The sequence below is a fragment of the Euzebya tangerina genome (assembly GCF_003074135.1).
GTDB classification, from domain to species: Bacteria; Actinomycetota; Nitriliruptoria; order Euzebyales; family Euzebyaceae; genus Euzebya; species Euzebya tangerina.
Map to the genome: position 1 here is coordinate 2,888,665 of NZ_PPDK01000001.1, position 19,945 is coordinate 2,908,609.

At 69.3% G+C, this 19,945-nt stretch carries 19 protein-coding genes and 1 riboswitch; of the genes, 8 read left to right on the forward strand and 11 right to left on the reverse strand.

Annotated elements, in window-relative coordinates:
• Positions 1 to 85 precede the first annotated feature (85 nt).
• The 4 genes from C1746_RS22535 (at position 86) to C1746_RS13405 (ending at position 5,372) form a co-directional block, all read left to right on the forward strand.
• Positions 86 to 1,372 carry a sensor histidine kinase gene (locus tag C1746_RS22535; RefSeq protein WP_116715054.1) on the forward strand — a complete coding sequence of 429 codons (1,287 nt, stop codon included), beginning with the start codon at positions 86 to 88 and terminating at the stop codon, positions 1,370 to 1,372.
• A complete protein-coding gene (locus C1746_RS13395; RefSeq protein WP_116715055.1) occupies positions 1,369 to 2,013 on the forward strand; it encodes a LuxR C-terminal-related transcriptional regulator in 645 nt (214 codons plus the stop codon). Before C1746_RS22535 ends, C1746_RS13395 begins: the two co-directional genes overlap by 4 nt.
• A gap of 47 nt (positions 2,014 to 2,060) precedes the next feature.
• Entirely contained in the window at positions 2,061 to 2,915 is an 855-nt protein-coding gene (locus C1746_RS13400) for an Fpg/Nei family DNA glycosylase (RefSeq protein WP_116715056.1), read from the forward strand.
• An 87-nt stretch (positions 2,916 to 3,002) separates the two neighbouring features.
• The gene (locus tag C1746_RS13405; RefSeq protein ID WP_205711844.1) at positions 3,003 to 5,372 is read left to right on the forward strand and encodes a universal stress protein; all 2,370 of its coding nucleotides are present in this window, start codon (positions 3,003 to 3,005) and stop codon (positions 5,370 to 5,372) included.
• A 32-nt stretch (positions 5,373 to 5,404) separates the two neighbouring features.
• Here the strand turns inward: C1746_RS13405 and C1746_RS13410 are convergent, their stop codons facing one another.
• Both C1746_RS13410 and C1746_RS13415 read right to left on the reverse strand, forming a co-directional pair.
• On the reverse strand, positions 5,405 to 5,887 hold the full coding sequence (locus C1746_RS13410) for an anthrone oxygenase family protein (RefSeq protein WP_116715057.1): 483 nt from the start codon (positions 5,885 to 5,887) through the stop codon (positions 5,405 to 5,407).
• The gene (locus C1746_RS13415; protein WP_116715712.1) at positions 5,884 to 6,729 is read right to left on the reverse strand and encodes an SDR family oxidoreductase; all 846 of its coding nucleotides are present in this window, start codon (positions 6,727 to 6,729) and stop codon (positions 5,884 to 5,886) included. Before C1746_RS13415 ends, C1746_RS13410 begins: the two co-directional genes overlap by 4 nt.
• 80 nt (positions 6,730 to 6,809) lie before the next feature.
• Here C1746_RS13415 and C1746_RS13420 point away from each other — a divergent pair, with 80 nt between their 5' ends.
• The 3 genes from C1746_RS13420 to C1746_RS13430 all read left to right on the forward strand — a co-directional run bounded on the left by C1746_RS13420 (position 6,810) and on the right by C1746_RS13430 (position 11,545).
• Positions 6,810 to 7,751 carry an AraC family transcriptional regulator gene (locus C1746_RS13420; RefSeq protein ID WP_116715058.1) on the forward strand — a complete coding sequence of 314 codons (942 nt, stop codon included), beginning with the start codon at positions 6,810 to 6,812 and terminating at the stop codon, positions 7,749 to 7,751.
• Positions 7,752 to 7,796: 45 nt separating this feature from the next.
• Positions 7,797 to 7,894: riboswitch (glycine riboswitch) on the forward strand.
• A 138-nt stretch (positions 7,895 to 8,032) separates the two neighbouring features.
• Positions 8,033 to 10,864, forward strand: coding sequence for an aminomethyl-transferring glycine dehydrogenase (gcvP, locus tag C1746_RS13425; protein ID WP_116715059.1), 2,832 nt, complete (start codon positions 8,033 to 8,035; stop codon positions 10,862 to 10,864).
• Positions 10,865 to 10,987: 123 nt separating this feature from the next.
• A complete protein-coding gene (locus C1746_RS13430) occupies positions 10,988 to 11,545 on the forward strand; it encodes a Uma2 family endonuclease (RefSeq protein ID WP_162867722.1) in 558 nt (185 codons plus the stop codon).
• Positions 11,546 to 11,573: 28 nt separating this feature from the next.
• Here the strand turns inward: C1746_RS13430 and C1746_RS13435 are convergent, their stop codons facing one another.
• From C1746_RS13435 to C1746_RS13455, 5 genes are all read right to left on the reverse strand, one after another.
• Entirely contained in the window at positions 11,574 to 12,275 is a 702-nt protein-coding gene (locus C1746_RS13435; RefSeq protein WP_162867723.1) for a M23 family metallopeptidase, read from the reverse strand.
• 127 nt (positions 12,276 to 12,402) lie between these two features.
• Positions 12,403 to 14,184: a cation:proton antiporter gene (locus C1746_RS13440; RefSeq protein ID WP_116715062.1), complete on the reverse strand. Its 1,782-nt coding sequence runs from the start codon at positions 14,182 to 14,184 to the stop codon at positions 12,403 to 12,405.
• 99 nt (positions 14,185 to 14,283) lie between these two features.
• Positions 14,284 to 15,375 (reverse strand): GGDEF domain-containing protein, encoded by a 1,092-nt coding sequence (locus C1746_RS13445; RefSeq protein WP_116715063.1) that lies wholly within the window; start codon positions 15,373 to 15,375, stop codon positions 14,284 to 14,286.
• A 24-nt stretch (positions 15,376 to 15,399) separates the two neighbouring features.
• Positions 15,400 to 15,798: a DUF6027 family protein gene (locus C1746_RS13450; RefSeq protein WP_116715064.1), complete on the reverse strand. Its 399-nt coding sequence runs from the start codon at positions 15,796 to 15,798 to the stop codon at positions 15,400 to 15,402.
• The gene (locus tag C1746_RS13455) at positions 15,795 to 16,205 is read right to left on the reverse strand and encodes a PaaI family thioesterase (RefSeq protein ID WP_162867724.1); all 411 of its coding nucleotides are present in this window, start codon (positions 16,203 to 16,205) and stop codon (positions 15,795 to 15,797) included. Before C1746_RS13455 ends, C1746_RS13450 begins: the two co-directional genes overlap by 4 nt.
• A 122-nt stretch (positions 16,206 to 16,327) precedes the next feature.
• Between C1746_RS13455 and C1746_RS13460 the strand changes: the two genes are divergently transcribed.
• Entirely contained in the window at positions 16,328 to 17,503 is a 1,176-nt protein-coding gene (locus C1746_RS13460; protein WP_414627961.1) for an LLM class flavin-dependent oxidoreductase, read from the forward strand.
• A 78-nt stretch (positions 17,504 to 17,581) separates the two neighbouring features.
• Here the strand turns inward: C1746_RS13460 and C1746_RS13465 are convergent, their stop codons facing one another.
• The 4 genes from C1746_RS13465 to C1746_RS13480 form a co-directional block, all read right to left on the reverse strand.
• Positions 17,582 to 18,049, reverse strand: coding sequence for a flavin reductase family protein (locus C1746_RS13465; RefSeq protein ID WP_205711845.1), 468 nt, complete (start codon positions 18,047 to 18,049; stop codon positions 17,582 to 17,584).
• A 97-nt stretch (positions 18,050 to 18,146) separates the two neighbouring features.
• Entirely contained in the window at positions 18,147 to 18,920 is a 774-nt protein-coding gene (locus C1746_RS13470) for an SRPBCC family protein (protein WP_162867725.1), read from the reverse strand.
• Entirely contained in the window at positions 18,917 to 19,522 is a 606-nt protein-coding gene (locus C1746_RS13475; RefSeq protein ID WP_116715069.1) for an ArsR/SmtB family transcription factor, read from the reverse strand. Before C1746_RS13475 ends, C1746_RS13470 begins: the two co-directional genes overlap by 4 nt.
• Entirely contained in the window at positions 19,519 to 19,938 is a 420-nt protein-coding gene (locus C1746_RS13480; RefSeq protein ID WP_116715070.1) for a VOC family protein, read from the reverse strand. Before C1746_RS13480 ends, C1746_RS13475 begins: the two co-directional genes overlap by 4 nt.
• Between the last annotated feature and the right edge of the window lie 7 nt (positions 19,939 to 19,945).

Genomic DNA, 19,945 nt, shown 5'->3' on the forward strand with positions numbered 1-19,945 from the left:
CACACGGGCCTGGTCATCGCCCAACGGCACGGACAGCCGCCGTCGCCCAGGATTCCGTTGTGACCGGCGTATCCTCGACGCTGCGATGGACTCCTCCGTTGATGCAGCCCTGGGCAGGGTGGCGCTGGTCCTGCGATCGATCGGTGCCGTGTGGATGGTGCTCCTGGTCGCCGTGTACGGCTGGGCCGGGGATCTCGACGAGCCCGACATCGCGGTGTACGTCACCTCGCTCGGTGTGGCCTGGGCGATCCTGGCCTGGGTGACCGGGTGGATGCGCCATCCGCGCCGCGACCGGGACTGGCTGCTGCTCGCGACCGATCTCGGCGTTGCGGTGACGGTGGTGCTCATCTCCGCCGCCGTGCAGGAGGACGTCGGGTACGTCGGGGGCTACCCCTTCGCCTCACTGGTCGTCGGGCTCGCGGCCGCCGGACGGCGCGGGGTGGTGGCCGCCGCGGCGACACTCAGCGTGGCAACACTCGCTGCGCTGGGGATCGGCGGCGTGAACCTCGGCGCCTTCGTGGTGGGACAGATCCTGCTGTACGTCCTCGGGGCAGCCGCGCTGGTGATGGGGACGGAGGTGCTGCGGTCCAACGAACGACGGGCCCGGCAGGCTGAGGCGGCACTGGTGATCGCTGAGGAGCGAGCGGCGACGGCCGCCCACCTGCACGACTCGGTGCTGCAGACCCTGGCGCTGATGCAACGTCGGGCAGACGCCCCGGCCACCGTCCGGACGCTGGCACGCCGACAGGAGCGCGAGCTCCGGGAGTGGCTCTTCCCGGACGGCGACGTACCGGCCAGCACGCCGACCACCGCAACGCAGACCGCGGAGCCGGACACGGTGGAGCCGACCGAGGCGGCAGCGGAGGGATCCTCCGCTGGGTCGCCGCGGACCGGGGAAGCGGCCGTCAGCCTGCGCACGGCGCTCGAGCAGGCCGCGGAGGACGTCGAGGAGCGCTACGACGTGGCGATCCGAGTGGTCACCCTGGGACGGGTGGGCCACCTGACCGTGGCCACCGACCGTCGCTCGCCGGCCGGTTCGGTGGTGATGGCAGCGCGTGAGGCCATGGTCAACGCGGCCAAGCACGCCGGTATCGCCTCGGTCGACGTCTTCGCCGAGTCCGCCATCATGGCATCGTCGAACGGTTCGGCCCAGGCCGAGACCGCTGAGGAGCTGACCGTGTTCGTCAGAGACCGCGGTGTCGGCTTCGATCCCGAGGCGGTGCCCGAGCATCGGCACGGTGTCCGCGGGTCGATCGTCGATCGGATGAGCCGAGCCGGCGGGTCGGCGACCATCACCTCGGCACCGGGCACCGGCACCGAGGTGGTCCTCCGGCTACCGCTGCGAACCGCGAGCGAACAGGAACCCACGTGAAGGACCGCCTCAAGGTGTACGTCGTGGACGACCACACGATCTTCCGATCGGGGCTGCGGAGCGAGATCGCCTCGCAGGTGTGGATATCGGGCGACGCCGGAACCGTCGACGGGGCGATCGAGGGCATCCTCGCCGACGACCCAGCCGTGGTCCTGCTGGACGTCCACCTGCCCGATGGCGGCGGTGCAGCCGTGATCGAGGGTGTCAGGCGGGCCGGCAACGAGCGTGCGGAGTTCCTGGCCCTCTCGGCCTCGGACTCCGCCGAGGACGTCGTGGCCATCATCCGCGCCGGCGCTCGCGGATACGTCACCAAGACCGTTCCGCCGGATGAGCTGGTGACCGCGATCCGGCGGGTCTCCGGTGGTGACGCGTACTTCTCACCGCAGCTGGCGGGCTACGTGCTGGACGCCTTCGCCCAGATCCCGGTCGTCCAGATCGAAGAGGAACTCGGCCAGCTGACCAACCGTGAGCGCGAGGTCATGCAGCACCTCGCCCGTGGCTACACCTATGCCGAGATCGCCGAGACCCTGGTGATCTCCATCAAGACCGTCGAGACCCACGCCTCGAACGTCCTGCGCAAGCTGCAGCTATCGAACCGACACGAGCTGTCGAAGTGGGCGCACGACCGCAACATCACCTGACGATTCGGCGCGGGTGACCGGACCGACAGGCGGGGAGAGTTGCGGGCATGCCCGAAGGTCACACCATCCATCGCCACGCCCGACTGCAGCGCAAGGTCCTGCAGAGCCAGCGGGTTCACGCCTGGTCGCCGCAGGGACGCTTCGACGACGGCGCGGCCCGCATCGATGGCCAGACCTGCCTGGATATCCAGGCCCACGGGAAGCACCTGCTGTACCACTGGGGCGACGACGGGGGCGACGGAGCGGGGCAGCCCAGCGGCGACGTCCTGCACGTCCACCTCGGCCTCTTCGGCAGGTTCCGCACCTTCCACGACGAGCCACCGCCACCCACCGACGGCACCCGGCTGGCGTTGCGCGTCGATCAGGGTGATGGTCAGGGCTCAACGATCTACCTCGCTGGCGCCACGATCGTGGATCTGGTCACGCCGGAGGAGGTCCCCGACATCATCGACCGGCTCGGTCCGGACCCGCTCGACGCGGACGCCGACCCTACGCGGTTCTACCAGGCGCTCAGCCGCCGGACGGTCCCGATCTGCGAGGCCCTGCTCGACCAGAAGGCGATCGCCGGCATCGGCAACGTCTACCGCGCCGAACTGCTCTTCCGCGCCGCCATCGACCCGAACACGCCGGCCGGTGAGATCACCGAGGCGCAGGCCACGGACCTGTGGGAGGATGCCGTGCACCTCCTGCGGCTGGGCGAGAAGAGTGGTCGGATCGTCACCGTCGAGCCAGACGATGTCGGCAGACGTCGCCGGTCGGACCTGCGGCGCGGCGAGCGCCTGTACGTCTACAAGCGGCATGACCGGCCGTGCCATCGCTGTGGGACGCCGATCGTGCAGTGGGAGCCGCGAAGCCGGACCATCTGGGCCTGCCCGGTGTGCCAGCAGACCCACGGGGGATGACGGCGCGGGCAGCCCGACAGCCCTTGAGCCAGCGGTGCGGCCACATAGACTCCCCCGCGATCGACGACCGCTGTGACAGGACCAGGCGTGGAAGAGCCAGCTGAGCTACGCCGTGATCTGGGGTTCTGGGGAGCCCTGACGATCGGGGCGGGGACCATGATCGGCGCCGGGATCTTCCTCCTGGCCGGCTTGGCACTGGAGCAGGCCGGTCCGGCAGCCGTCCTCAGCTACCTCGTCGCAGGACTGGTCTGCCTGCTGACCGCTGCCAGCGCTGCCGAGCTCGCGACGGGCATGCCGACCTCCGGCGGTGACTACTACTTCGTCTCGCGATCGCTCGGACCGGCGTTCGGCGCGATCTCCGGCGTCGGCATCTGGCTCAGCCTGACCGTCGCGATCGCCTTCTACCTCGTGGGGACCGGTGAGTTCCTCACCCAGGTCTCGCCGCTCGATCCGACCGTCGGCGCCCTCATCGCCACCGCGCTGCTGCTGGTCCTGAACGTGGTGGGGGCGAAGGTGTCGGGCTCAGCACAGGTCGTGATCGTCCTGGCCCTGGTGGGCATCCTCGGAGTGTTCGTCGTCGGTGGGTTGACGGAGGTGGAGACCGCCAACCTGTCGCCCTTCGTGCCCGAGGGTGGCGGCGCCGTCCTCTCGACGACCGCCCTGGTGTTCGTGTCCTTCCTCGGCTTCGTCAAGATCGCCGCGGTCGCCGAGGAGATCAAGGACCCGGCCAAGAACCTGCCGCGGACCCTCATGGGATCCGTGGCGCTGGTGACGCTGCTCTACGTCCTGATCGTGCTGATCATCGCGGGCATCTTCACGCAGGAGACGATCCGGGAGGTGCCGGATCCCCTGACGCGTGCTGCCCGGCTCGTCTACGGCTCGGCGGGTGCGCAGGCGATCATCATCGCCGGCCTGTTCGCCACCCTCTCGAGTGCCAACGCCTCGATCCTGGCCGCGTCGCGGATCAACCTGGCCATGTCACGCGACCGCCTGTTCCCGCGGTCGTTGGCCACGATCAACCAGCGGACCGTCACGCCGGTCCGGGCCATCCTGCTCACGTCGTCCCTGGCGGCCCTGCTGATCGTGTTGCTGCCGAACGTCGAGGAGCTCGCCAAGATCGCGAGCTCGCTGCAGCTGTACTCCTACGCCGCCATCAACGTCGGCGCGGTCGCGCTCCGGGCGGCCGATCCGGAGTGGTACCGACCGACCTTCCGGGTGCCGCTCTCGCCGTACCTGCAGGTGATCGCAGCCCTGGGCTGCCTGTCGATCATCGGCTTCTCCGGGGTTGCGGCCCAGGCAGCCGTGGTCGGCCTGATCCTGCTCAGCCTGTTGTGGTATGCGCTCGTCCGGGCTGGTGGAGAGATCGACATCGAGCATGCGGTTCCGCAACTGCAGGCTCGCTGGGCACAGCTCGGCCTGCGTGCCCTCTTCGCCCCTCCGTCCGCTGCTGACGTCCCCGCCGACGACGCCACCAGCGTCGCACCCATCGAGCGCATCAGCGGTCCCGACGATCCCCGGCACGTCGTCGTGGCGCTCGGCAACCCCCGGACCGAGCGAGCCCTGCTGCGGGCTGGACGGTGGATCGCGACGGGGCGGGACGCCGGAGGAGAGGTCGACGGGGTGCACCTGGAGGTCGTGCCGCGCCAGACCCCGCTCGGGGCCTCGGACCTTCGAGCTGACGAGACCCGGCAGACCCTCCAGCGGCTCGACTCTGTCCTCGAGGAGTTGGACGCGTCGAGCGCCAACGGGAGGCCCGTATCGGACACCGCCCTGCGGACCTCGGTCGATCTGGTCCACGACGTGTCGACGTCGCTGGTCCGCGAGACCACCGGCCGCGGCGGCGACCTGCTGCTGCTGGGGTGGCAGGGCGGCTTCTCCCTCGGTCGAATCGCACGATCTCCCGTCCGGCACGTGATCGCGGAGCTGCCAGCCGACCTCGCCGTCCTCCGCAACCGCGGGCTGTCGGACATCCGACGGATCCTGGTGCCGTGGGGTGGCGGCCGACACGCTCGACTGGGGCTCGAGGTGGCCGTGCGCATCGCCGGCGCGACCGGCGCGCGCATCGATCTGCTGCGGATCGTCACCCCGGACGTCGACGCGGGTCGGGAGCGCGAAGCCGTGCTGCGGCAGGTGGACGACATCGTGGACGACACCGAGGTCGACGTGCTCGTGGAGACCGCAGATGATGTCATCGCCACCATCACCAGCGTCGTCGAGCGGGACGGCCACGAACTCGTGGTCATCGGCGCGAGTGGCGAGACCCGCATCCGGAGTGTGCTCTTCGGCACCATTCCGGATGTCGTCGCCGACAGCGTGGGGTGCTCGGTCATGCTGGTGCGCCGGTACCTGCCGAAGCACTGGGCCTACCGGGCCTCGGATCGCATGAAGCGGTTCAAGGAACGGCTGGGCGTCGGCTCCTCCCCGCCGTCGTCTGCCGACGGTGCCGCCCCGTCGTGAACCATCACAGTCCGGCCATCACGGTCCGGCCATCACGGTGCAGAAGCCCACGCGGTGGCAGCCGTCGCGAGGAAGGCGGTCACCGACAGGGCGGTCCTGACCCGATGCCACGACACCCAGCGGGTCTCGAAGGCGCTCCGAAGCCCAGCCGTCGCGGCGCCGGGCCGGCGACCGGATGTGGCCAGGGCCGTGTTGGCGGGCACGTGCAGCACCGCGGTGAGGGCCAGCTTTGCCAGGCTGGCCATCACGCCGCTCACCAGCAGGCCGGTGGCCGGGCCCCAGCCGCCGCGAAGGGCCAGCGCCACCCCCTGCGACATCGGCCCGCCGATGAAGATGGCGAAGAAGAGCGGATTCTGGATCTGCTCGTTGATGCCGACCATGACATCGACGAAGGCGTCATCGGTCGCACCGCGCAACCCCGGCATGACGGAGTTGGCGAACGCGAGCATGATCCCGGCATCGAGCCCCGTCAACAGCGTGGCAGCGACGAGCGACCCCTCCGACGGGCCGGTCATGCCGCCACCGTCCAGGCGTCAGCGGCGGCCGCCGAGCGCACGAAGTCGCCGAAGTCGCCGCCGTCCCGGCCCAGGACCTCGACGAGGCCCGGTGCGAGCTGGGCATTGCGGCCGTCCATGATCGCCGCGAACAGCTCGGCGTACTGACGTGCCAGCGAGGCGGGCATCCCCGCCTCCACCGCCCCGGCCACCCACGTGTCCATCGGCACCTGGACGGCCTGCAGCGATCGTCCCGTCGCCGTGGCGATCCGCTGGACCATCTCCTCGAGCGTCCACAGGTTCGGTCCCGTCAACTCGTGGGTCTGGCCGGTCAGACGGTCGTCGGTGAGGGACCGGACGATGGCATCCGCGACGTCGTCGGCGTCCACGACGGGCTCACCGACATCGGTTCGGATGGGAAGGGCCACGACGCCCTCAGCGATGGCGCCGGCGAGGAAGTCCTCGGTGAAGTTCTGGGCCAGCCACGCGGCACGGAGCACGGTGAGGCCGATGCCGGTGTTCCGGACCGCCTCCTCCGCCGCCCTGGCCTCGGGTTCGCCACGACCGGAGAGGAGCACCGCGCGGGAGACACCCCGCTCGACGGCCCGGGTGGCGAACGCGCCCACGGTCCCCGCCGCCCCGGGAAACCCCAGGTCGGGGGAGTAGCAGAGGTAGACGACATCGATGTCGGACAGGACGGCATCCCAGGTGTCGCGGTCGGTCCAGTCGAAGCGTGGAGTGGTGGAGCGGGAGACGCCGCGAACGGCGTGGTCGGGGTACCCGCTGCGAAGGCGACGGAGAACACGACGGCCGGTCTTGCCCGTCGCTCCGGTGATCAGGATCTGGTGTGGTGTGTGTGTCATGACCCCATTCAGCCAGCCGGTCACTGGACGTTCTATGGCTGAGCGTCCACATTCCATTCGAGTTCGTCTACAGTTGCCCCATGGACGCCGTCGAAGCGCTGCTGGCTGGCCCGCGGGCCAGAGGTGCCCACCTGCTGCGTGCTCTGATGGCCACACCGTGGGCGATCGGTGTCCGTGATCGGGCTCCGCTGACCGTCGTGGCACTGGTCACCGGAACGGCCTGCGTGCAGGCCGAGGACGGCACGACGTACCCCCTCACGTCGGGCGACGTCGCACTGGTCAGAGGTCCCGAGCCGTACGTCGTGGCGGACAAGCCCGGCCGACTGCCCACGGTGGTCGTGCACCCCGGCAATCGCTGCGAGTCCCTGGACGGGCGGCCGCTGGAGGAGTCGATGCGCCTGGGCGTGCGGACCTGGGGTCACGGGCTCGATGCCTCGACCGAGATGCTCATCGGCACCTACGTCGGTGAGGGTGCAGTCTCCCGGCGGCTGCTGGACTGGCTGCCTCCGGTTGTCGTGCAGACGGCTGACGCGCGCTCGGCAGGGCTTGTGCAGCTGCTCCGACGCGAAACATCCACCGAGGCCCCCGGCCAGGCGACAGTTCTGGACCGGCTGCTGGACGTGCTGGTCATGCAGACGGTCAGGTGGGCCCTGGACGTCGCCGGGCCGCGTGCGCCGGGGTGGTTCACGGGATCCCAGGATCCCGTGGTGGCCGCCGCCCTCCAGGCCATCCACGACCACCCGGAGCAGTCCTGGACCGTCGCCGCGCTGGCCGGTGAGGCAGGCGTGTCGCGCGCATCGCTGGCGAAGCGGTTCAGCGACACGGTCGGCGAGAGCCCGATCCAGTACCTGACCGGCTGGCGCATGGATCTTGCCGCCGATCTGCTGGCCGCTGATCCCGCACTCACGATCGAGGCGGTCGCCAGGCGCGTCGGATACGCCGGTGCCTTCGGGTTCAGCTCCGCGTTCACCCGCACTCGTGGCGTGAGCCCGTCGGCGCATCGGCGGCTCGCCACCGTCTGACCAGCGGATGGCCGTTGAGGGTCTCGGGTAGCATGGCCACGCGCGAGACATCGTGCGGGAGAGCGTCGCAAGCCAACAGGTCGGCGGCCGCCGAAGGAGCAACCGCCCCGGAATCTCTCAGGCACCCGGACCGCACGACCGGTGCGCACGCTGGAGAGCCCTGTCAGGCCAGGACGACAGGCGCCGAAGGAGCAAGTCGCGAGAGGTCGCGACGAATCTCTCAGGCCTCGGACAGCTGGGGTGTTCCATCCACCGACACCGCTCCCCCCGTGCGAGGCCTCGTGACCGCTCACCCCTTCACCACCCGCCACATCGGCATCACCGATGCAGACGCCGCAGCGATGCTCCAGGCGTTGGACCACGACACCGTCGATGCGCTGATCGACGCGACCGTCCCGGACGGCATCCGCCAGGAAGAGCCGCTGGCCCTCACCCGACTGGGCCGTGCGGACGCCGAGCAGGAGGTCCTCGCCGAACTCCGCCGTCTGGCCGACAGCAACGTCTCGGTCACCAGCCTGATCGGCCAGGGGTACTACGGCACCATCACGCCGCCGGTGATCATGCGGAACATGCTGGAGAACCCGGCCTGGTACACCGCGTACACGCCGTACCAGCCCGAGATCTCCCAAGGACGGCTGGAGGCGCTGCTGAACTTCCAGACCATGGTCGCCGACCTGACCGGCATGCCCCTGGCGAACGCGAGCCTGCTGGACGAGGGCACTGCCGCCGCCGAAGCGATGACGATGGCCTCGCGGGCCACCCGCCACGACAGCGACACCTTCCTGGTCGATGCCGACGTGCACCCGCAGACCCTCGCGGTCCTCCAGACGCGCGCCGAGCCGCTGGACATCAAGGTCCAGACCATCGACCCCTGGTCCGAGGTACTCCCGCCGGCCTTCGGGATCCTGCTGCAGTACCCGGGCACCTCAGGTGAGGTCCGAGATCTGCGGCCCGTCATCGACGCCATCCACGAGGACGGCGGACTGGCGGTCGTCGCCGCAGACCTGCTCGCCCTGACGATCCTGGCCGCGCCCGGAGATCTGGGCGCCGACATCGCGGTCGGGACCTCGCAGCGCTTCGGCATCCCGATGTGGTACGGCGGCCCCCACGCCGGCTACCTGGCCACCAGCGAGGCGTACAAGCGGACCCTGCCCGGACGGTTGGTCGGCGTCAGCGTCGATGCTCACGGGGACACCGCCTACCGCCTGGCACTGCAGACCCGGGAGCAGCACATCCGGCGTGAGAAGGCGACCTCGAACATCTGCACGGCCCAGGTGCTGCTGGCCAACGCAGCAAGCATGTACGCGGCCTATCACGGGCCGGATGGCCTGACCGAGATCGCGACCCGGGTGCGGGGCCTGACCGCCGGACTGTTCGACTCGCTGCGCGCCGGCGACGTGACGGTCGTCACGCGGGAGTTCTTCGACACCCTCACAGTCGCCGTCCCCGAGCGTGCCGAGGAGATCGCCCGGGCCGCCCGCCGCGTCGGCTACCTGATCCGGGTCATCGACGCCGATCACATCGGCCTCTCGCTCGATGAGACGTCCACGCCTGAGACGGTGGCCGAGATCTGCGCCGTGTTCGGCGTGGACTGCCTGATCGACTCCACACCGGCCAAGCCCTACCCGTCGATGCCAGCGCTGGCCGGTCATCAGGCCCGGGGCAGTGAGTTCCTGACCCACCCGGTGTTCAACATCCACCGGTCAGAGACCTCGATGATGCGGTACCTCCGCGCCCTGGCCGACAAGGACCTGGCACTCGACCGAACCATGATCCCGCTGGGCTCGTGCACCATGAAGCTGAACGCCGTGGCCGAGATGGAGGCCATCAGTTGGCCCGAGTTCGCCGACGTCCACCCGTTCGCACCGGAGGACACCACGATCGGCAGCCGGCAGCTGGTCACCGACCTCGAGCAGTGGCTGGCCGACATCACCGGCTACGACGCCGTCAGCCTGCAGCCCAACTCGGGCGCCCAGGGGGAGTTGGCCGGGCTGCTCGCGATCCGGGGGTACCACGCCTCGCGTGGGGAGTCCTACCGCGACGTCTGCCTGATCCCGAGTTCGGCACACGGCACCAACGCCGCCAGCGCCGTCATGGCCGGGATGCGCGTCGTGGTCGTGAGCTGCGATGAGGACGGCAACGTCGACGTGGAGGACCTGGGGGCCAAGGCGGACGAGCACAGCGAGGAGCTGGCGGCCCTCATGGTCACCTACCCCTCCACCCACGGGGTGTTCGAGACCGCGATCACCGAGATCTGTCGGATCGTGCACGACCACGGGGGTCAGGTGTACCTGGACGGAGCCAACCTGAACGCGCTGGTCGGGCTGGCCCAGCCGGGCAGGTTCGGCGCCGATGTCAGCCACCTGAACCTCCACAAGACCTTCTGCATCCCGCACGGCGGGGGAGGTCCCGGCGTGGGTCCGATCGGTGTGGGTGCCCACCTCGCGCCCTTCCTGCCCGGCACCGAGAAGGCGGGGCCGGTCACGTCGGCGCCGTACGGGTCAGCGGGCATCCTGGCCATTCCGTGGGCCTACCTCCGCCTCATGGGTGGGGCGGGTCTGACGAAGGCAACCCGTGCCGCGATCCTGTCGGCCAACTACATCGCCGCCCGACTGCGAGGAGCCTACGACGTGCTGTACACCGGCGAGGCGGGCGCGGTGGCACACGAGTGCATCATCGACATCCGGCCGATCACCAAGGCGACGGGTGTCACGGGTGAGGACATCGCCAAGCGGCTGATCGACTACGGCTTCCACGCCCCGACCATGTCCTTCCCGGTGGCGGGGACGCTGATGATCGAGCCGACCGAGTCCGAGCCGAAGGCCGAGTTGGACCGGTTCATCGACGCGATGCTCGCCATCCGGACCGAGATCGCCGAGATCGAGTCCGGCGATGTCCCCTACGAGGACAGCCTGCTCGCGCACGCGCCGTTCACCGCGCTTGCGGTGATGGGGGAGGGGTGGGACCGCCTGTACTCGCGGGAGCGGGCCGCGTTCCCGGCCGGGCGAGCCCAGGCCGCCAGCAAGTTCTGGCCCCCGGTCGGTCGCGTTGACAACGCCTACGGCGACAAGAACTTGATGTGCTCCTGCCCGCCGGTCGCGGAGTACGAGTAGAGCCCGAGACGAGTGAGCTGCGCAACGTCCCCATCGGGCGAGGACCGTTCGGCTCTGCACTGACCCACTCGACCTGTGGACAACGGGGCCGACGGAGCGCACGCTGGTCGCATCGTGCAGCCAATGTCCGTTGCCACCACCACCGACCCACAGACCAGTGTTCGGCCGCTCCGTCGCGAGACCTTCGAGGCGCTGGTCGAGCAGGGCCACTTCGCAGGTGAACGTGTGGAGCTGCTCGAAGGGGTCTTGGTCCAGATGCCGCCCATGTCCGACCGTCACGCCCGCGCGATCACACTGCTCACCAAGTGGCTCGTCCGCGGTCTGGGTGACGACGTGGAGGTCGGTCCGCAGGTGCCCCTCGCCGCATCGGCGTTCTCCGAGCCCGAGCCGGACATCAGCGTGACCCGTGTTCGCACGGTCGGTTCCGGCCATCCGCAGACCGCGGAGCTTGCCATCGAGGTGACCCCGTCGACGCACCCGACTGACCTGGAGATCAAGCCCGTGATCTACGCCGCGGCCGGAATCCCGCAGTACTGGGTGATCGACCTGGCGGCCGACCGCGCCGTGGTCCACTCCGATCCCGGCGACGACGGCTACGCCCAGATCGCGGCAGTCCACGCACCGGCGACCCTCATGTTTCGCGGCGTGTCGATCGACCTGGCTGAACTCCTTCGACGTTGAACCGCGGCAAGCCGCGCTCTGCGCCCCGTCAGCGGAGCAGTGATCGCACCTCGAGGGCGGACCTGGCGGCGCCGGACTCGGCCTCCAGCGCATCGGCCAACTCCGGGTAGGGATTGATGTTGGTCATCGAGCCCCAGTCGGGTGTGGACCAGATCTCGAAGTGCAGGTGGTCCTGTCCGCAGGAGGCGTTCCCCGACGAGCCGTTGTACCCGATCAGGTCGCCGGCCTCGACGCGTGCCCCCTCGAAGGTCCCGTTGAGCGCGTGGTGGCGCAGGAGCGCGGGAGCGTAGGCGTGGCGCAGCCCGCCAAGCCCGTCACAGCCCTGCGGACGACCAGGGGTGTCGTTGTTGAGGTGCACGTAGAAGTAGCCGCGACCGTCGTCGCCGGCGATCGCCAGCGTGTAGCTGCTGCAGGGGATCCCGTCCTGGCACTCCTCCCCGTGGGCCCGGATGACCTCGCCGCCCATGGCGGCTCGGATCGGCGTCATCTGCGGCGCCATGATGTCGGTGCCGACGTGACGTCGTCCACCGCTCCGGGGGAAGCCCCACGAGTCGATCATCTCGGTGATCGGCGTGTCGACCGGGAACAGGATCGGGGGACCGCCAGACTCGGCCGGCGAGTCGGACTGGACCTGCGGTGCGGCAGACACCGACGCGGGCACGACCAGGCAGACCGCCGTGGCGGCGACGATCAGGGCACGACGAAGCGAGAGATGGGTGGGGAAGCGCATGCCGACCACGGTGACGTGCGCCCACCACGCGCATGATCGGCCGGTGGGTCAGCGGTCGTCCGGCCGGTTGCAAACTTCTGCAAGCGCACTACGGCTTCGCCACGAGGAGGCGCAGAGCCAGCGGGGCTCACATCGGGACCGGGAGAACCTCCCCACCACCGGTCTTGTTCAGCATGACGACCTCGTCGGCCTCCTGGAGCTCCATGCCCTCCACGAAGAGGATCGTCTCACCCTCGCGAACGACGGCCAAGACCAGGGTGGACCCATCGCGGCGGTTCACATCGCTCGCTGACACGGTCACCGTGGTCGCCCGCTCATCCACCAGATGCTGGTCCCAGGCCTCGATGTCGGTGCCGTTGCCGAACAGGCGACCCGCGTCCAGGTTCTTCACGATCCTCGCCATCGCCGGACTGGCCGACGACGGCAGCAGCACCTTCGTCTCGGGCATCCCGAAGAGGTCCCGGGCCAGCTGGGCTGCCAGCACATTGACCTCGGCGTTCGGCGTCACGGCCACCAACTCGCGCACGTCTGCGGCACCCGCCAGCCGCAGGACCTCCTCGTCGAGTGCGTCGCCGTTGATGACGCGGAAGCCCTGTCGCTTGGCCCGCCTGCAGCGGTACTGGTTTCCGTCCAACAGCGTCACGGGACCCGGCAGCAGACCGGCGACGAGCCTCCCCGTCGGGCCGGCGCCGATGACGATCGCGCCGCGTCGTCGGCTCGACCCCTTCTCCAGCTCGCCATTGCGACGCAACCACTCCACGCCCCAGGTGAGGAACAGCGGCACGGTCGCCGTGGTCGTGATGGCCATGAAGACGAGGATCGAGAAGATCTCCGTGGTGATGATCCCGGCCTCGAGCCCGATGCCGGCCACGACGATCTCGACCGCGCCACGACCGTTCATGCCCGCCCCGACGGTGATCCCCTCACGCCAGCCCCGGCCACTCGGCAGGTAGAACAGCGCGGTGCCGAGGATCTTGCCGGCGAACGCGACGACCATGACGGTCAGCAACAGCGCCAGGTCGGTGCGGAAGACGTCGAAGGAGACCTCGAAGCCCGCCGTGACGAAGAAGATCGGTGCCAGCAGTCGGATCGAGATGTCCTGCAGCACGGTCTCGGTGTGCCGCATGGGACGCTGGCTGAACGTCGTGTCGGTGATGACCAGGCCCGCGATGAAGGCACCCAGGATGGCGTGGAGCCCCGCCAGTTCGGCCGCCTCGGCGAACACCAGGCCGATCGCCACGACCACCAGGAAGTGCAGCGACTTCGCATCGGCGGCGTAGCGACGGATCACGGTGCCCATCCACGGGATGACCTTCCAGCCGGCCACGGCCGCGAAGGCGAAGAAGATGGCAGCTTCGACGGCAACCAGCCCGATGCCACCAGCGTCGACGGTCCCCAACTCGACGTAGCCCAGGATCCCCGCGAAGATCAGCAGCGTCGCCGTGTCGCTGAGCAGCGCACCCGCCATCAGCACGTGCGCGATCCGGGTGTCCAGCAGGTCAAGGTCGACCAGAATCCGAGACTTGGTGGCCAGGGAGGTGACCCCGACGGCGATGCCGACGAAGAGGCCGGCGATCGGCTCCCCCCCGAACGCGATGACGGCCAGGTACCCCAGGACGAACGGCACGATGAAGCCGCCAGCCGCGGCCAGCAGCCCCGGTGTGGAGGCTCGCCGGAGGTCCGACAGGTCGATCTCAAGGCCGATGTAGAGCATCATCAGCAGCACACCGAGCTCGGCGAGCACGGTCAGCGACTCGTCCGGCTGCAGCAGCCCGAGGGCCGCCGGTCCGGCAACGATGCCGATCAAGAGCTCGCCGAGAATGGCCGGATAGCCCAGACGCGTTGCCACCGCGCCCGCGACCCAAGCGGCGGCAAGGACGGACAACAGGGGCAGCAGATGCAGCTCCATACGCCTCCCACTGTTCCATGGCGGGGGCGATCCCGCGGTGCAATCGGTCGAATCGACCCTAGCTCAGGCGCTGCTCCGCGACGGAACCACCAGCCCGTGCTACGGAACGACCAGCGCGGGCGTGCCTCTATCCGTCCCGGCCACACGAATCTGATCGCGACCACCCTGCTTGGCCTGGTACATCGCGGCGTCGGCTTGTGAGAGCAGCTCGTCGGGGTCATCGGTCAGCTCGGGCAGGAGTGACACGCCGACGGACGCGGTGACGGTGACCGGTTCGTCGATCGCCTGGATCGCTGCGTGGACGCGCGCCGCCAGGTGCAGGGCACCCTCCCGGCCGGTGTCGGGACCGAGGATCACGAACTCCTCACCGCCGATCCGGGCGACGACGTCGGACTCTCGGACCGTCGCACGAAGGGTCTCGCCGACCGCCATCAGCAACCGGTCGCCGACCGGGTGGCCGTGGGTGTCGTTGACCCGCTTGAAGTGGTCCAGGTCGATCAGCACGAGCGCCAACTCCGACCCGTTGCGGCGTGCGAGACTGGTCATGCGGCGCAGTTGCTCGTGGAAGCCACGATGGTTCGCGCACCCGGTCAGGCCGTCCTTGAGCGCGAGGAACTCGAGCTTGGCGGTCAAGGTCACGACGTCGGCGTAGGAGCGCCGGTGATTGGTGCTGACCAGGGCCGACATCGCAGCCACCATGGCCATCACCCCCGTGACGAAGATGATGGATCCCAGGTCATCACCTGATGCGATGCCGACGATGACGGGGGCGAGGATCGCGCCAGCCGAGACGAACAGGACCCCGGCGGGCGGATAGGCCATGGCAGCAAAGATCAGGGCCAGCACCGCCGTCGGCATCATCGGGCTGCGGACGCCGCCATCCAGCCAGGCCAGCCAGCCGAGCAGCGCCAGCACCGAGGCGCTCCAGGCGTAGAAGCCGGCCAACCACGCGCGTGTTGCGATCAGGCGGCGCCACGGGGTGAAGAACACCACGACGGTCAGTGCAGCGCCGAGACCGAGGCCGAGGAGCATCATCAGTCGGTTCGGCTCGTCGGGCGTGGTGGCCAGATAGGCCAGGCCGATGAGGATGACGCCGAGACTCAGCCAGGCCCCGACCCGAACGTGTCGGAGCCAGAACTCCTGGTCGTACTCGATCCGCTCGTTCCCCATCTCTCGGAGGATCATCGGCATCTTGGGATGCAAGTTGAGCCGGAATCAGCGTCCTGCCTGGTCGGCGTCCTCCACCCAGCCCGGATCGTCCAGCGGCACCTGCAGCCACGAGACGATCTGACGGAGTTGCTCGTAGGCCTCGAGGCGGCCCGCGGTGGTGTTGCGCTGCTCGGCCTCGGCCGTTATCGCGGCCATCCGTCGGATGAGCCTGGGGCCGGCGTGCAGGAGCGCCTCGGTGCCCTCACTGCCGTACTTGACCAGGGCGTATCGCATCAGCGCACCGACGGGGATGCCCGTGAGCCGCGAGAGGTTGACGAACATCGGCGTGGGATCCTGCGTGGTGTGCAGGGCGACCTCCTCCTTGAAGTTCGCGTGGGGATCATCGGCCGGCCACGTGTCGCGGTACGCGGGCAGTGTCGGTGGCGGGTCCGGCTGGACTGTCATAGCAGCGCCAGGGTCACCGTGGCGTTGACGGCAGGACGAGGGTCGCCGTCGGCCATCTGGACGACCTGGACGAACGCCATGGACCGGCCGAGGCGGAGCACGCGGGTTTCGGCGATGACGTCGGCATCGGAGACGGGTCGCATCATCTGGACGGAGATGTCGACCGTGGTGCACCGCCGCATCTCGCCGGCCACGGTCCACATCCCGAAGACCGAGGCGGTGTCGGCCAGGGCCATGAACGCCTGCCCGCAGATGATCCCGCCCTCGCGGCACAGGTCGGGGGAGAACGGCATCCGCATGGTCACGGTCGAAGGCGTGATCTCCTCGAACCCGAGGTCGAGCTGTCCGACCCAGGGGCTGAACCCGGTGGCGAGGACCGTCCTGGCCGTGGCGATGTCAAGTGGCATGGCCCGAGAGCGTACGCACATCGGTGAATGAACCATCGGTGGCCAGGAAATCTCGTTGACACACGTTTGAAACTCCGCAAACACTGCCTCCTACCTAGCCCCACACCACGAGGAGATGCCCCATCATGCGCATGCGCTTTGGAACGTTCATGGCCCCGTTCCATCACCCCGAGCACAACCCGACGCTGGCCCTGCAGGACGACCTGGACCTGATCCAGCACATGGACCGACTCGGGTTCGATGAGGCGTGGATCGGTGAGCATCACTCCGCAGGAAGCGAGATCATCGCCAGCCCGGAGATCTTCATCATGGCCGCCGCCGAGCGGACCCGGAACATCAAGCTCGGCACCGGCGTGGTGTCCTTGCCGTACCACAACCCGCTGTGGGTGGCCGAGCGGATCGTCCAGCTGGACCACATGACCAGGGGCCGGGTCATGTTGGGGGTCGGCCCCGGGGCACTGCCGACCGATGCCGCGATGTTGGGGCTGGAACCGCCGCAGATGCGGCCGCTCCTCGAGGAGTACCTGCCGATCGTCATGCACCTGCTCCAGTCGGAGGAGCCGATCAGCTACTCCAGTGACCGGCTGACCCTCAAGGACGCACGGCTGCACCTCCGGCCCTACTCCGACCCGCTGTTCGACACCGCCGTGGCTGCCGTCGCCTCACCCTCCGGTGCGAAGATGGCGGGGAAGCACGGCATGGGTGTGCTGTCCCTCGGCGCGACGGTCGCCGTCGGCATGGACGTCCTGGCCCACCACTGGACCATCCAGGAGGAGGTGGCCGCCGAGCACGGCAAGGTCGCTGACCGCGACAAGTGGCGGTTGGTCGGGCTGATGCATCTGGCGGAGACGGAGGAGCAGGCCCGCGAGGACGTCAAGTACGGCATCACGCAGTGGTTCCGCTACTTCCAGCACGTTGCCGCCTTCCCCCAGATGGCCGTCGAGGGCAACGACATCGACGAGATGATCGACTTCGTCAACAACGGCCTCGGCGTGATCGGGACACCGGAGATGGCGGTCACCCAGATCGAGGAGCTGTGGAAGCAGTCCAACGGCGGCTTCGGGGCCTACATGACGCTGGCGCACAACTGGGCGAACCTCGAGCGCACGAAGAAGAGCTACGAGCTCTTCGCCCGGCACGTCATGCCGCGCTTCCAGGGCCAGGTCCACGGCACCAAGGGTGCCGCCGAGCGGGCCGAGGCGGCCCGTGAGGGCCTGGCGGAGCAGCAGATGCGGGCCGTGGATGAGGCCACGGAGCGGTACGAGGCCGAGAAGGAGGCCAAGTCCACCAGCCTGTAGGAGCCAACTCGCCCGGCGTGTGCACGGCGTGGTCCGGGAGACCCGGATGGGCACACGCCCGGGTGAGGTGCGCCTGATCTAGAGGTACTTGCCCTGCCAGAAGACCAGCGGCTTGACCGGGCCCTCCGCCGACATGCCCAGCGCGTCCACGGCGCCCACAACGATCCAGTGATCGCCGGCCTCATGGACGTCGCTGATCGTGCAGTCGAGCCACGCCAGGGCTTCGGTCAGCACCGGAGCACCCGAGGCGGTGGTGGTCCAGGCGTGGTTGGTGTAGTGCTCTCCGGTCTTGGTGAACAAGTCATCGGCGACGGCGTCGTGGCCGGCCCCCAGCACGCTGACGCCGAAGTGGCCACCGGCCTCGATGTCCGGCCACGTGCTGGAGCCCTTGCCGGGCAGGAACATGACCAGCGGCGGATCGAGTGAGACCGATCCGAACGATCCGATCACCATCGCCGGGGCCTCCCCGTCGCTGTCCGGCACACCGGTCACGATCGTCACACCTGTCGGGTACTGCCCCAGGACCTGCCTGAATTCGTCGCTCATGGGCGTCATCCTGCCAGAGGGTGCGGCTGTTCCGCGGGGCCCTCCCCAAGCCTCGGGGACCGCCGAACCGGAAACGCCAGGTCCTGGCGCCCCGCAGTCAGGCGCCGAGGGCGACGCTGACCCGCCCGAGCACCACCTGTCGCCAGCCACGACGATCCGCAGGGCCGTGGACGGCGGCCTGGGCATAGCAGACCATCCGACCCGGTGGACCTTCGAGGTCGAGCACCAGGGTGTGGTCAGCGGTGGCAACGAGCACCGTGTGCGGCGCCTCGACCAGCAGCGCCGTCGCGGGCTGCTCGATGCCGGGGAGGGTCGCGGTGTCGCCCGTGACGAGGTCGGGCGAGAGTCCGACCGCCTCGAGGGCGACCGCGAATCCGGCCTGCGGGGTGCGATCGCCCAAGGGGACGTAGCGACCCGTCACCAGCCGGCTCGGCCGAGCGGCCTCCGCGGCGGCGAAGGCCAACGAGCGCAGGAACAGGCGCCAGCCACGTTCCAGGTCGCCGAGCCATCCGTCCCACGTGTCCAACCCCTCCGCGGCCGCGTCGTCGACCCCCGGCGTGAACGTCTGGATCAGCCGGACGTGGGTGACGCCGCCGCGCTGGCTGAGGAGGTACTCCTCGGCACCCAGCTCCACGCCGTCGGCCTCATAGGCGATCCGCAGGCGACGACCCTCCTCGACGGCTCGAACCGTTCCCTCGATCGCCTCGTCGGCCCCCCAGTCCACGTGGGAGGCACCACCAACCCGCAGATCGATCTGCGCCCGGGTGCCGAACCACGCCGCGCGGCCGTCCGCGGTCGAGATGAGCCGCCAGACGTCATCGAGGTCGGCGGCCACGGCTTCGTCGAAGACCAGACGGTGCTCACCGCTCACGCCGCCTCCTCTGCGCTGACGACCGGGAGCACCACCGTCGTGACGGACAGGCGCATCGCCCCCGGCGTGTCCGGGCGATCGTGCCGCTCCATCACCTCGCGGAGGTCGTCGGTGAAGGCCTGCAGGGCGACCGGGTTCGGCAGGCGGACGGTGGCATCCACGGTCACGGTGGCGACGCGCTCGCCGGACTTGGTTGCTGCCGCCCAGACGCGACGAACCGACCGCAGGATGCCGACGGCCGCCGCCACCGCAGCTCGCAGGCCCCGTTGATCGATTGCGGTGGCTGGCCCGCCCTCCACCACCATCGGATCGATCAGCACCTCGGGGTGGGCCCGCACGAAGAGCTGCTCGGTCAGGCCACGACGTTGCCGCTGGCCCACCCGTCGCACCATCCCGAGGTCCTCGAGGGCTCGGAGGTGGTAGTTCACCTTCTGCCTGGGCACGTCCAGCGTCCGGCCCAGACCCGAGGCGGAGTCCGGCGTTACCAGGAGCTGCAGCACCTGTCGCCGCAGGGGATGGAGCAGGGCAACCACCCGGTCGGGGTCAGCCTCCAACACGGGCTCGCCGGAGGCGGCCTTCGCCACGGTCGGAGGATCACTCACACGTGCTGGTCGATCAGGATCGGGTTGTTGTCCGGGTCGAGCAGCACGACGTGGGCGGGCCCGCTGGACTCGAGGTCCTCGACCTGCTCGGTCAACTCGAGGCCCGCATCGGTCAGGGTTCGTTGGATCTCCCTGACGTCGGTGAAGTCCTCCAGCTGCTCCATCCGGTTGGTGAACCCGGGATTGAAGGTGATGATGTTGTCCTCGAACATGCCGTGGAAGATGCCGATCATGCTCTCGCCGTTCTTCAGGATCAGATAGTTGTCCTCCAGGCTGCCGCCCGTCACCTCGAAGCCGAGGGTGGCGTAGAAGTCCCGCGAGGCTTCCAGGTCCGCGACGTTGAGGGAGATGGAGAAGGCACCCAGGTCGAGGGTGCCCGGAAGGTCGGATGTGTTCGTCGTGCCGCTCGTGGTCATGTACGGG

Bases quoted from the DNA above. Each gene is read 5' to 3' on its own strand.
- C1746_RS13455 (WP_162867724.1), bottom strand. From the start codon at position 16,205: ATGCCACTTGACATCGCCACGGCCAGGACGGTCCTCGCCACCGGGTTC.
- C1746_RS13440 (WP_116715062.1), bottom strand. From the start codon at position 14,184: ATGGAGCTGCATCTGCTGCCCCTGTTGTCCGTCCTTGCCGCCGCTTGG.
- C1746_RS13435 (WP_162867723.1), bottom strand. From the start codon at position 12,275: ATGCGCTTCCCCACCCATCTCTCGCTTCGTCGTGCCCTGATCGTCGCC.
- C1746_RS13480 (WP_116715070.1), bottom strand. From the start codon at position 19,938: ATGACCACGAGCGGCACGACGAACACATCCGACCTTCCGGGCACCCTC.
- C1746_RS13465 (WP_205711845.1), bottom strand. From the start codon at position 18,049: ATGAGCGACGAATTCAGGCAGGTCCTGGGGCAGTACCCGACAGGTGTG.
- C1746_RS13400 (WP_116715056.1), top strand. From the start codon at position 2,061: ATGCCCGAAGGTCACACCATCCATCGCCACGCCCGACTGCAGCGCAAG.
- C1746_RS22535 (WP_116715054.1), top strand. From the start codon at position 86: ATGGACTCCTCCGTTGATGCAGCCCTGGGCAGGGTGGCGCTGGTCCTG.
- C1746_RS13410 (WP_116715057.1), bottom strand. From the start codon at position 5,887: ATGACCGGCCCGTCGGAGGGGTCGCTCGTCGCTGCCACGCTGTTGACG.
- C1746_RS13430 (WP_162867722.1), top strand. From the start codon at position 10,988: ATGTCCGTTGCCACCACCACCGACCCACAGACCAGTGTTCGGCCGCTC.
- C1746_RS13415 (WP_116715712.1), bottom strand. From the start codon at position 6,729: ATGACACACACACCACACCAGATCCTGATCACCGGAGCGACGGGCAAG.
- C1746_RS13450 (WP_116715064.1), bottom strand. From the start codon at position 15,798: ATGACAGTCCAGCCGGACCCGCCACCGACACTGCCCGCGTACCGCGAC.
- C1746_RS13445 (WP_116715063.1), bottom strand. From the start codon at position 15,375: ATGCCGATGATCCTCCGAGAGATGGGGAACGAGCGGATCGAGTACGAC.
- C1746_RS13420 (WP_116715058.1), top strand. From the start codon at position 6,810: ATGGACGCCGTCGAAGCGCTGCTGGCTGGCCCGCGGGCCAGAGGTGCC.